This is a genomic window from Pseudomonas putida (assembly GCF_016406145.1).
Taxonomy (GTDB): domain Bacteria; phylum Pseudomonadota; class Gammaproteobacteria; order Pseudomonadales; family Pseudomonadaceae; genus Aquipseudomonas; species Aquipseudomonas putida_E.
Genome location: NZ_CP066306.1, coordinates 5,298,124 through 5,309,578, shown reverse-complemented (window position 1 = coordinate 5,309,578; position 11,455 = coordinate 5,298,124). Strand labels below are relative to the sequence as shown.

Below are 11,455 nucleotides of genomic sequence, written 5' to 3'. Positions count from 1 at the left end.
AGCCTCGCATTCAGGTGGTCTGAACTCGAGTGTAGACGGGCAATCGCCGCTAAGGGTAGCTACTTGCCACGACCTTTTGTCACATAAGAAAAACCCCGGCCTGGGCCGGGGTTCGTCATCACTCGTCGAGGAAAGATCGCAGGTGCTCGCTGCGCGTCGGGTGGCGCAATTTGCGCAACGCCTTCGCTTCGATCTGACGGATCCGTTCACGGGTCACGTCGAACTGCTTGCCCACTTCTTCGAGGGTGTGGTCGGTGTTCATGTCGATACCGAAACGCATGCGCAGCACCTTGGCTTCGCGTGCGGTCAGGCCCGAAAGCACGTCGCGGGTCGCTTCCTTGAGGCTTTCGACCGTGGCCACGTCGATCGGGGACTGCATGGTCGAGTCCTCGATGAAATCGCCCAGGTGCGAATCTTCATCGTCACCGATCGGGGTTTCCATGGAGATCGGCTCTTTGGCGATCTTCAGGACCTTGCGGATTTTGTCCTCAGGCATCTCCATGCGCTCACCGAGCTCTTCCGGGGTCGGTTCGCGACCCATTTCCTGCAGCATCTGCCGGGAAATGCGGTTGAGCTTGTTGATCGTCTCGATCATGTGCACCGGGATACGGATGGTGCGTGCCTGGTCGGCGATCGAGCGGGTAATCGCCTGACGAATCCACCAGGTGGCGTAGGTCGAGAACTTGTAACCGCGACGGTATTCGAACTTGTCCACCGCTTTCATCAGGCCGATGTTGCCTTCCTGAATCAGGTCGAGGAACTGCAGGCCGCGGTTGGTGTACTTCTTGGCGATGGAGATCACCAGACGCAGGTTCGCCTCGACCATTTCTTTCTTGGCGCGGCGGGCCTTGGCCTCACCGATGGACATGCGGCGGTTGATGTCCTTGATCTCGGCAACGGTCAGGCCGGTCTCGGTCTCAAGGTCGATCAACTTTTGCTGGCAGGCGACGATGGCGGCGTCCTTTTCACCCAGGGCAGCAGCCCATTTGGTGTTGCGCTTGGCCAGGTCACCGCTCCAGGTCTGGTCGGTCTCGTTGCTCGGGAACAGGCGCAGGAAGTCGGCACGCGGCATGCGCGCATCACGCACGCACAGTTGCATGATGGCACGCTCTTGCTGACGCAGGCGGGCCAGGGCATCGCGAACGCGCTCTACCAGTACGTCGAACTGCTTGGGCACCAGCTTGATCGGCATGAACAGATCGGCCAGGGCCTGCATTGCACCGATGCTCTCGGCGTGGCTGCGGCCATGCTTTTTCAGCACCTTGAGGGTGATGGCGAGCTGATCCGACACCGCGCCGAAACGCTGGGCTGCAACGACTGGGTCCGGACCGCTTTCGGTCTCTTCCTCATCGTCACTGCTATCGTCGCTTTCTTCCTCGTCGTCGGCCTCTTCCTTCGCGGCTGCGGCCTTGGCGCCAGGGATCGGCACCTCTTCGGTCGGAGCGGCAATATTGTCGTCAGGGTCGATGTAACCGCTGAGAACATCGGACAGGCGGCCACCTTCGGTGGTGACGCGGTCGTATTCACCGAGGATGTAGTCAACTGTGCCCGGGAAGTGGGCAATAGCGCCCATCACTTCACGGATGCCTTCCTCGATACGCTTGGCGATTTCGATTTCGCCTTCGCGGGTCAGGAGCTCGACAGTACCCATTTCGCGCATATACATGCGCACAGGGTCGGTCGTGCGGCCGATATCGGTTTCAACGGCCGCCAACGCAGCAGCGGCTTCTTCGGCCGCGGCTTCGTCGGTGTCGGCTTCCGCCAACAGAAGGGCATCCGCATCCGGAGCACTCTCGAATACGTTGATCCCCATGTCGTTGATCATGCGGATGATGTCTTCCACCTGTTCAGGATCTGAAATATCCTCAGGCAGGTGGTCGTTGACCTCCGCGTAAGTCAGGTAGCCCTGCTCACGACCGCGGGTGATCAACTCTTTGATACGAGACTGCTGTTGCGCTTTTCCGGACATAACACCCTATCCACTGAAGGTCTTGGCGGGCAAAAAACAAGCCGAGGATTATACCCGAGCATGGGCCTCACGCGCCAGATGAGGTCGGCGTTTGTGCGGGAACATTCCGGCTCAGCAGGGCGAGAAGCTGAGATTTTTCCTCACTGCTCAACTCGCTTTGACGTGCTTTCCTGAGCAGATGTTCCAGGCTGCGCTCGCGTTGGCGGGCGGACAAGCTAGTTATAGTGTCGAAAAACTGTTGTTCAAGGTTGTCGGCCACGATCAGCCATTCCTTTTCTGCCAGGGCTCGCAGCAAGCGGCCCTGTTCAGTCCCGTGCCAGCGTGCGATCAGCTGCATTGAGCTTAGCCCAGGATTTTTCTGCGCGGCCTCGATCAGCGCCACCAGCAACTGGCTGTAGAGGTGCTCTTCGTCGGCAAAGTGGCTGGCGTCCTCGACTTTGCCGGCCAGCAGCGGGTGGTGCAGCAGCGTGCGCAAGGCCGCCAGGGTCGGGGGTTCCACCGGTGCTGGCGTGCGTGGTGGCGCTTCATCACGCTGCTGCCACGGCTTGCCTGCTTTGCGGTTCTTGTCCCAGGGCTTGTCGCTCCACGGCTTCTTGCCGCCCCCCTTGTTCGGCTTCCACTGCTGCTCCTGCTGCGCCGGGGCGTAGTCGTGTTGCGGCATGTCGCCATAGTCGGGGGTGTAGCTAGCCATGGCGTCGTAGTCGTAGCCAGGATCATAGTCCGGCACGCTGTTGGCGGCAGGTGCCTGCTGGGCCAACTGCTCGACCTGCTGTGGATCGAGGCCGGTAATTTCCTTCAGGCGGTTGCGCATCAACTGACGCAGGTTGGCGCCGGGAATTTTTTCGATCAACGGTGCAGCGAGGGTCGCCATGTGCGCCTTGCCTTCAAGCGAGCGCGGGTCGGCCTCGACGCTCAGTTGCTCGAAGAAATAGTCGGCCAGCGGCTGGGCGTGCTGGTTGATGCGCGCCATGAAGGCATCGGTGCCTTCTGCGCGCACCAGGCTGTCCGGGTCCTCGCCTTCGGGCAGGAACAGGAAGCGCGCGCGGCGCCCGTCCTGCAGTGCCGAGAGGGTCGACTCCAGGGCGCGCCAGGCGGCCTTGCGCCCGGCCTGGTCGCCGTCGAAGCAGAACAGTACGCTGGGCACCACGCGAAACAAGCGCTTGAGGTGTTCTTCGCTGGTGGCGGTGCCGAGTGTGGCTACGGCGTTGCGCAGGCCTTGCTGGGCCAGGGCGATGACATCCATGTAGCCCTCGACGACGATGATCTCGTCGAGGTTGCGGTTGTGCTTGCGCGCCTCATACAGCCCGTAAAGTTCCTGGCCCTTATGGAATACCGGGGTCTCCGGGGAGTTGAGGTACTTGGGCTTGTCGTCGCCCAGAACGCGGCCGCCGAAGGCGATGATGCGCCCGCGGCTGTCGCGTATCGGGAACATCACCCGGTCGCGGAAGCGGTCGTAGCGCTTGCCGCTTTCGGCGTTTTCGATCAGCAGGCCGGCGTCGATCATCACCTTCTGTTGCAGGGTGTCCGCGCCGAGGTGCTTGAGCAGGTTGTCCCAGCCAGGTGGTGCGAACCCCAGGCCGAAGTCGCGGGCAATCTCGCCCGACAGGCCGCGGCCCTTGAGGTAATCCACCGCTGCCTTGCGGGTGGGGTGGCTGCGCAGGGCCTGGCGGTAGAATTCCGAGGCTGCATCCAGCAGCGGGTAAAGCGGCGAGTCTGTAGGTTGTCGCGGCTTCTGGCCGCGCCGGCCTTCCTCGCGTGGTACTTCCATGCCTGCGGCGCGGGCCAGTTCCTCGACGGCCTGGGGAAAGTCCAGGTTGTCGTGGTCCATGACGAAACCCAGGGCGTTGCCGCCTGCGCCGCAACCGAAGCAGTAGTAGAACTGCTTGTCCGGGCTGACCGTGAAGGACGGGGTTTTCTCTTTGTGGAACGGGCAGCAGGCGGAGTAATTCTTGCCGGCCTTTTTCAGCTGGACACGCGAACTTACCACGTCGACGATGTCGAGGCGGTTGATCAGGTCGTCAATGAAGCTTTGGGGAATCAGCCCGGCCATGGCAGTCTCGTCATCTGGCAACTGGCAAGTCTAATCGCTAGCGCGCCGTTAGGGGCAAGAGCTGCTAGGGGATGTGCGAGGGAATGTGTGCTCGTCGGTAGCCTCCAGGTTAACCAGGGGCTCGTCAGTGAGGACGTGCACGACTGGTCGAAACCAGCTCTGACGTTTTGATGCGCTTTGCCCATTGCAAGTTGCGATGGACGCCTTGAGCTAGCTGCTCAAGGTTGAAACAAACCGCTGCCATCGGCCCGGCGGTGAGCCGGGCAGGGCAGAAGCTTTGCGTAGAACGGCTGTACTGTATTAGTACAGACGAACGGCGCGGCGCTGTTCGCGCTGAACTTTCTTGGCGTGACGCTTAACAGCAGCAGCTGCTTTACGCTTACGCTCGGCGGTCGGCTTCTCGTAAAACTCGCGGCTACGAACTTCAGCCAGTACACCGGCTTTTTCGCAGGAGCGCTTGAAACGACGCAGAGCTACGTCGAAGGGTTCGTTCTCTTTAACTTTGACGGCTGGCATCCAGGGCTACCTTAATTCATTACCGGGGTAGACGTGCTCCTGGCAAAACAAAGGTGTGCTGGAGAACGTCGGTTTTCAAGGGTTGCGGATGTTAACCCTTAGCAAGCCGGAATGCAAAGCCTCTGATCGAAAACCGCTGGTCGGCACCCGGCACGGGGACTATCATGCGCGGCTTCGAAATCAGCCCCCACAAGGGACGAGCCCATGCTAGTACTGGGATTGGAAACATCCTGCGACGAAACCGGCGTCGCATTATACGACAGCGAACGCGGTTTGTTGGCCGACGCGCTGTTCAGCCAGATCGACCTGCACCGCGTGTTTGGCGGGGTGGTACCCGAGCTTGCCTCGCGGGACCACGTCAAGCGCATGCTGCCCCTGATCCGCCAGGTGCTGGACGAGGCGGGCTGCGTGGCCACCGAGATCGACGCCATTGCCTACACCGCAGGCCCTGGCCTGGTCGGAGCGCTGCTGGTGGGGGCTTCCTGCGCCCAGGCTCTGGCTTTCGCATGGGATATTCCGGCGATCGGCGTGCATCATATGGAAGGCCATCTGTTGGCGCCCATGCTTGAGGAAAATCCACCGCAGTTTCCGTTCGTCGCTTTGTTGGTGTCAGGGGGGCATACCCAACTGGTTCGCGTCGATGGCATCGGCCAGTACGAGTTGTTGGGCGAGAGCCTGGATGACGCTGCTGGCGAAGCGTTCGACAAGACTGCCAAGCTGATCGGCCTCAATTACCCGGGTGGCCCGGAAATCGCTCGTCTGGCCGAACGGGGCGTACCGGGGCGCTTTGTGTTCCCGCGGCCGATGACCGACCGTCCGGGCCTGGCGTTCAGCTTCAGTGGCCTCAAGACCTTTGCCCTGAACACCTGGCAGCAGTGCCGCGATGCTGGCGACGACAACGAGCAAACCCGTTGCGACGTGTCCCTGGCGTTCCAGCAGGCTGTGGTGGAGACTCTGACCATCAAGTGCAAGCGCGCACTGAAGCAGACCGGCCTCAAGCGTCTGGTGATTGCCGGTGGCGTGAGCGCCAACAAGGCATTGCGTGCGTCCCTCGAGGACATGCTCGGCAGTATCAAAGGCAATGTGTACTACGCCCGTCCCCAGTTCTGTACCGACAATGGCGCGATGATCGCCTATGCCGGTTGCCAGCGGTTGTTGGCCGGGCAGCAGCAGGACCTGGCGATCAGCGTGCAGGCGCGCTGGCCGATGGAGCAGTTGCCACCGTTGTAAGCTGCCTGCGTGTGCGTCAGAAGTGGCGTTCGCGCCCGGCGAACAGATCGCGCAGGTTATTGCGGTGGCGCCAGACGATCATCACGGTCAGCACGCTGATCGGCAGCAGGGCCGCTGGCTCACGCCAGGCCAGCAGTGGCAGGGTCAGCGGTGTGGCAATCAGCGCGGCCAGCGAGCTGGTGCGGGTGAGGTAGAACGTCAGCAGCCAGGCGGCGATGGCCAGTAGCGCGGCGGGGAAGTACAGGCCCATGAGCATGCCGGCCGCCGTGGCCACGCCCTTGCCGCCCTGGAAGCGGAAGTACACTGGGAACAGGTGGCCGAGCACCGCGCAGACGCCTACCCAGGCCTGCTCTTGCAGGTCTAGCCCGGCCAGGCGTGCCAGCATTACGGGCAGCAAGCCCTTGCACAGGTCGCCAAGCAGGGTCAGGATCGCCATTTTGCGGCCCGCCAGGCGTAGCATGTTGGTGGCGCCGGCATTGCCCGAACCGCAGGAGCGCGGGTCCGGGCTGCCCGAGAGGCGGCTGAGGACGATGGCGAAGGACAGCGAGCCGAGCAGGTAGGCGAGCAGCGCCAGTAACCAAAACATGCTAACTATTCCGGGCGAGGACGCCCTGATTCTAACGGCGCCAGTCGCCCTTGTCGTGCTGTGGAGAGAAGTGCTTGGACAGAGTGTTCATCGAAGGCCTGGAAGTCGATACCGTCATCGGTGCCTATGACTGGGAACGGGATATTCGCCAGTGCCTGCGCCTGGACCTGAGTTTCGCCTGGGACAATCGCCCGGCAGCGGCCGGCGATGATCTGAACCTGGCTCTGGACTATGCCAGTGTTTCGGCGCGTATCCAGGCCTTTGCCGAGCAGGCGCGTTTCGAGCTGGTTGAGACGTTCGCCGAGCGGCTGGTCGCGGCCCTGATGGAAGAGTTCCACATCCCCTGGGTGCGGCTCAAGCTGACCAAGCCGGGCGCGGTCCCAGCGGCCCGTGGCGGTGTTGGTGTGGAGATCGAGCGCGGATGTCTCTGAGCACGGTTTACCTGGGCCTGGGCAGCAACATCGATCGCCATGCGCACCTGTGCGCCGGGCTCGATGCATTGGCGGCGATCCTCTGCGACATGCGTTGTTCTCCGGCGTTCGAAAGCCAGGCTGTGGGGATCAAGAGCGGTCCATTCATCAATTTCGTGGTGACGGGCAAGACGGACCTTGGGTTGATGGAGCTGGACCGCCGGCTCAAGTTCATCGAGGCCGACAATGGCCGCTATGCGCCTGACCGCAAGGGCCTGCCGCTGGATATCGATGTGCTGATGTATGACGATCTGCATGGCACGTTCGATGGGCTGGCGCTGCCCAGGGCCGAGATTCTGAAGAACGCGTTCGTGCTATGGCCGTTGGCATTGCTGGCGCCTGAGCTGGTGCACCCGGGAGAGGGTAAGAGCATGGCCCGGTTGTGGCAGGAGGCAAATATCGACCAGGTGCTGGCGCCGGTTGCGTTTGAATGGCGCGGGTTGCAGCTTACCAGCGTCTGAGCCGGGGGCAGCGCTGCACGTACCGGCCCCTTCGCGGGCAGGTACGAGCAGTTGAGCGATCAGTTTTCTGCATTGGCCTTGTAGGCCTTCAGTGCCTCCAGGCGCTGATGCCTCAGCGCCTCCCCCAATGCCTGCCCGGTCAGCCCTGCTTCCACCAGGGGCTTTGCCTCTACCGCCCTGGCGGCCGCTGCCGCTGCGCGCAGGTAATCCGCCTGTGGATAAGCCTGTCCGCTTCCTCGGGCAACCATCTGGCACACGGAAATGAAATCCTCGAAGCGTTGTGGTCGCCGATACACATCGAACTTCTGAAGCAATGCCAGCATGTCTTCAGGCTCCAGCTGCAAGGCCCTGTGGCCGTTGCTGGCGCATTCACCCACCAGCATGGCCAGTTCCTGGCATTCACGCGGCGCCTTGAAGCGCTGGTTGAGCGCCTTGATTGAGGCTGGCTTCAGGTTATGCAGCAGGCAGGCCCAGCGAATGTGCAGTGGCTGATGATGTTCGGCTGCTTGCGTCAGTGCAGCCAGCGCAGCCGCATCTCCCTCAAGCTCAGGCATCAATTGTTTTAGTGCTGCGCAGTCGCTCAGCACGTTGATGAACACCTGTGGCTCGTCTTCCATCAGTGCGCGCTCGATCTCTTTCCAGCTGCGTTCAGCCGTCAGCGCCTGCAGTTCGCCAGAAGCCGCGATCTGCTTCATCAGCTCCAGTGTTTCATCGGCGACCCTGAACCCTAGCGGGGCATAGCGCGCGGCAAAGCGGGCAACCCGCAGTACGCGCAAGGGGTCTTCGGCGAATGCCGGGGAAACATGGCGCAGAAGGCGTTGCTCAAGATCAGCCCGACCGTGAAAGGGGTCCAGAACGTTACCCTGATCATCCTCTGCCATGGCATTGATGGTGAGGTCGCGACGGATCAGGTCTTCTTCGAGAGTCACCTCGGGGCTGGCGTGGAAGGTAAAACCGCCATAGCCGCGCCCACTCTTGCGCTCGGTACGCGCCAAGGCATATTCCTCGCCCGTCTTGGGGTGCAGGAAAACCGGGAAGTCAGCGCCGACCGGGCGAAAGCCCTTGGCGTGCATTTCTTCGACGCTAGCACCCACCACCAGCCAATCGATATCACTGACCGGGCGCCCGAGCAGGCGGTCGCGCACGGCGCCGCCGACTTTGTAGATTTGCATGTACAGCCTCCATTACTGCCCACAGGATACCCTGTCGGCAGCAATGGTGGTGTGTAGGCTAGAGGTGATGGATGACGGCCAGGTCCATACGGCCATAGTCGCCGGCTTCGCCATGCTCGCCACGCGGTGGCATGTGATGGGTCTTGACCACTTGATCGCCTTGCACGGTTTCCAGGTGGATGTCGAAGCCCCACAAGCGGTGCAGGTGCTTGAGCACCTCTTCAGTGGAGTCACCCAGCGGTTTGCGGTTGTGTTGCTGGTGACGCAAGGTCAGGGACCGGTCGCCGCGGCGGTCTATGCTCCAGATCTGTACGTTGGGTTCGCGGTTGCCCAGGTTGTACTGGGCCGCGAGTTGCTCGCGTATCGCCCGGTAGCCAGCTTCGTCATGGATCGCCGGCACCAGCAGGTCGTCGCGCTGGTCGTCATCGAGGATGCTGAACAGCTTGAGATCGCGGATCACCTTGGGAGACAGGTACTGCAGGATGAAGCTCTCATCCTTGAAGCTGCTCATGGCGAACTTGATGGTCGACAGCCAGTCACTGCCGGCAATGTCCGGGAACCAGCGGCGATCTTCCTCGGTAGGGTTTTCGCACATGCGGCGGATGTCGGTGTACATGGCGAAACCCAGGGCATAGGGGTTGATGCCGCTGTAGTAAGGGCTGTCGAAGCCGGGCTGGAACACCACGCTGGTGTGCGACTGAAGAAATTCCATGATGAAACCGTCGGTGACCAGACCCTCGTCGTAAAGGTCGTTCATCAAGGTGTAGTGCCAGAAGGTCGCCCACCCTTCGTTCATGACCTGTGTCTGGCGTTGAGGGTAGAAGTACTGCGCGATCTTGCGCACGATACGCACCACTTCGCGCTGCCAAGGCTCGAGCAGCGGGGCGTGTTTTTCGATGAAATATAGGATGTTTTCCTGCGGTTCGGCGGGGAAGCGCGCATCATCGCGGTCGCCGCCTTTCTCCGCGCCTTTGGGAATGGTGCGCCACAGGTCGTTGATCTGGCGTTGCAGGTGCTCCTCTCGCTCCTTCTGGCGGCGCCGCTCCTCTTCGGCGGAGATCGGGTAGGGGCGTTTGTAGCGGTCTACGCCGTAGTTCATCAAGGCGTGGCAGGAGTCGATCAGGTCTTCGACTGCATCGATGCCGTGGCGCTCTTCGCACTGGGCAATGTACTGCTTGGCGAACACCAGATAGTCGATGATCGAACTGGCGTCGGTCCATGTGCGGAACAGGTAATTGCCTTTGAAGAAACTGTTGTGACCATAGCAGGCGTGGGCAATCACCAGTGCCTGCATGCACATGGTGTTTTCTTCCATCAGGTAGGCGATGCACGGATCGGAGTTGATCACGATTTCGTATGCCAGGCCCATCTGGCCGCGGCTGTAAGACTTCTCGGTGCTGAGGAACTGTTTACCGTAGGACCAGTGGTGATAGCCCAGCGGCATGCCGACGGAAGCATACGCGTCCATCATCTGCTCGGCAGTGATCACTTCGATCTGATTGGGGTAGGTGTCCAGGGCATAACGTTCGGCCAGACGGCCGATTTCACGATCGTAGGTCTGGATCAGCTCGAACGTCCACTCGGACCCGGTGGAAATGGGTTGGCGTCTCTGTGCTCTGGCGGTCATGTGGCTAACCTGCGCTGGAAGAGTTCACGGAAGACCGGGTAAATGTCACCGGCCGAAACCAACTGCTGCTGGGCGAACGTGTCGGGGAAAGCCTCGCCGATACGCTCGTATTCGTACCACAGCGCCTGATGCTCGCGGGGGGTGATCTCCACGTAAGTGTAGTACTGCACGTGCGGCATGATTTGTTTGGAAAGGATCTCCCGGCAGATGGGCGAGTCGTCGTTCCAGTTGTCGCCGTCGGAAGCCTGGGCGGCATAAATGTTCCAGTCGCTGGCCGGGTAACGTTCGGCCATGATCTCCTGCATCATCTTGAGTGCACTGGAAACGATGGTGCCGCCGGTCTCGCGGGAATAGAAGAACTCTTCTTCGTCCACTTCGCGGGCACTGGTGTGGTGGCGTATGAACACCACCTCGATGCGGTCGTAGTTGCGCTTGAGGAACAGGTACAACAGGATGAAGAACCGCTTGGCGATGTCCTTGGTAGCCTGGGTCATCGAGCCGGACACGTCCATCAGGCAGAACATCACTGCCTTGGAACTGGGGTTGGGCTGCTTGACCAGCAGGTTGTACTTAAGGTCGAAGGTGTCCAGGAACGGAAGGCGGTTGATACGGGCCTTGAGCCGCTCGATCTCTTGCTCGACCTCCTGGATGTCGGTGAAGTTGTCGGGTTCCTCGACTTTCAACCGGGCCAGTTCCTTCTGCGCCTCGCGAAGCAGTGCACGGCTGCTGCCGGTCAAGGCGATACGCCGGGCATGGGCCGAGCGAAGGGTGCGCACGATATTGATGCGTGACGGGTTGCCTTCGTTGGCGATACCGGCGCGCACGGTCTTGAAGGTGTCGGCACCGGTCAGGTGGCGTTTGACCAGGTTGGGCAGTTCGAGGTCTTCGAACATGAACTCGAGGAACTCTTCCTGGGTGATCTGGAAGACGAAGTCGTCCATGCCCTCGCCGGAGTTGCCTGCCTTGCCGCGGCCACCACCGCCGCCACCGCCCTGAGGCCGGGCGATGTGTTCGCCAGCGGTGAACTCCTTGTTGCCCGGATGTACGATGGTCTGCTTGCCGCCGCGGCCATGGTGCAACACCGGTTCGTCGATGTCGCGTCCCGGGATGCTGATCTGCTCGCCGTGCTCCATGTCCATGATGGAGCGACGGCTTACGGCTTCTTCGACGGCTTTCTTGATGTGTTCACGGTAGCGCCGCAAGAAACGCTGGCGATTGACCGTGCTTTTGTTCTTGCCGTTCAGGCGTCGGTCGATAACGTAGCTCATGGTCCCTCCGGTGACTGGATGCAGCTGCAACTGCAAGCCACAAGCTTCAAGCCACAAGCTTCAAGAAAGAGCAGCCAGCGCTGCCGCAAACTGTCGCGTCGGGTGT

The 11,455-nt window shown here is 61.3% G+C and carries 10 protein-coding genes; 3 read left to right on the top strand and 7 right to left on the bottom strand.

What is annotated here, in order from left to right; genetic code table 11:
* Window positions 1-118: 118 nt before the first annotated feature.
* The 3 genes from rpoD to rpsU all read right to left on the bottom strand — a co-directional run bounded on the left by rpoD (window position 119) and on the right by rpsU (window position 4,535).
* Window positions 119-1,969 (bottom strand): RNA polymerase sigma factor RpoD, encoded by a 1,851-nt coding sequence (gene rpoD / locus JET17_RS24550; RefSeq protein WP_012316574.1) that lies wholly within the window; start codon window positions 1,967-1,969, stop codon window positions 119-121.
* A 67-nt stretch (window positions 1,970-2,036) separates the two neighbouring features.
* Window positions 2,037-4,019 carry a DNA primase gene (gene dnaG / locus JET17_RS24545; RefSeq protein WP_012316573.1) on the bottom strand — a complete coding sequence of 661 codons (1,983 nt, stop codon included), beginning with the start codon at window positions 4,017-4,019 and terminating at the stop codon, window positions 2,037-2,039.
* A gap of 300 nt (window positions 4,020-4,319) precedes the next feature.
* Window positions 4,320-4,535, bottom strand: coding sequence for a 30S ribosomal protein S21 (gene rpsU, locus JET17_RS24540; RefSeq protein ID WP_003255575.1), 216 nt, complete (start codon window positions 4,533-4,535; stop codon window positions 4,320-4,322).
* 204 nt (window positions 4,536-4,739) lie between these two features.
* Here rpsU and tsaD point away from each other — a divergent pair, with 204 nt between their 5' ends.
* A complete protein-coding gene (gene tsaD, locus JET17_RS24535) occupies window positions 4,740-5,765 on the top strand; it encodes a tRNA (adenosine(37)-N6)-threonylcarbamoyltransferase complex transferase subunit TsaD (RefSeq protein WP_012316572.1) in 1,026 nt (341 codons plus the stop codon).
* A gap of 16 nt (window positions 5,766-5,781) precedes the next feature.
* Here the strand turns inward: tsaD and plsY are convergent, their stop codons facing one another.
* Window positions 5,782-6,351, bottom strand: a complete 570-nt coding sequence (gene plsY, locus JET17_RS24530; protein ID WP_012316571.1) for a glycerol-3-phosphate 1-O-acyltransferase PlsY — start codon at window positions 6,349-6,351, stop codon at window positions 5,782-5,784.
* Between the two features lie 74 nt (window positions 6,352-6,425).
* Between plsY and folB the strand changes: the two genes are divergently transcribed.
* Both folB and folK read left to right on the top strand, forming a co-directional pair.
* Window positions 6,426-6,782 (top strand): dihydroneopterin aldolase, encoded by a 357-nt coding sequence (folB, locus tag JET17_RS24525; protein WP_009682799.1) that lies wholly within the window; start codon window positions 6,426-6,428, stop codon window positions 6,780-6,782.
* Window positions 6,773-7,282 carry a 2-amino-4-hydroxy-6-hydroxymethyldihydropteridine diphosphokinase gene (folK, locus tag JET17_RS24520; RefSeq protein WP_012316570.1) on the top strand — a complete coding sequence of 170 codons (510 nt, stop codon included), beginning with the start codon at window positions 6,773-6,775 and terminating at the stop codon, window positions 7,280-7,282. Before folB ends, folK begins: the two co-directional genes overlap by 10 nt.
* 59 nt (window positions 7,283-7,341) lie before the next feature.
* Here the strand turns inward: folK and JET17_RS24515 are convergent, their stop codons facing one another.
* Genes JET17_RS24515 through JET17_RS24505 form a run of 3 tightly spaced genes read right to left on the bottom strand, consistent with a single transcriptional unit; the run spans window position 7,342 to window position 11,349 of the window.
* Entirely contained in the window at window positions 7,342-8,454 is a 1,113-nt protein-coding gene (locus tag JET17_RS24515) for a multifunctional CCA addition/repair protein (RefSeq protein ID WP_012316569.1), read from the bottom strand.
* A 58-nt stretch (window positions 8,455-8,512) separates the two neighbouring features.
* Window positions 8,513-10,081: a SpoVR family protein gene (locus tag JET17_RS24510; RefSeq protein ID WP_012316568.1), complete on the bottom strand. Its 1,569-nt coding sequence runs from the start codon at window positions 10,079-10,081 to the stop codon at window positions 8,513-8,515.
* Window positions 10,078-11,349: a YeaH/YhbH family protein gene (locus tag JET17_RS24505; RefSeq protein ID WP_012316567.1), complete on the bottom strand. Its 1,272-nt coding sequence runs from the start codon at window positions 11,347-11,349 to the stop codon at window positions 10,078-10,080. Before JET17_RS24505 ends, JET17_RS24510 begins: the two co-directional genes overlap by 4 nt.
* Window positions 11,350-11,455 lie beyond the last annotated feature (106 nt).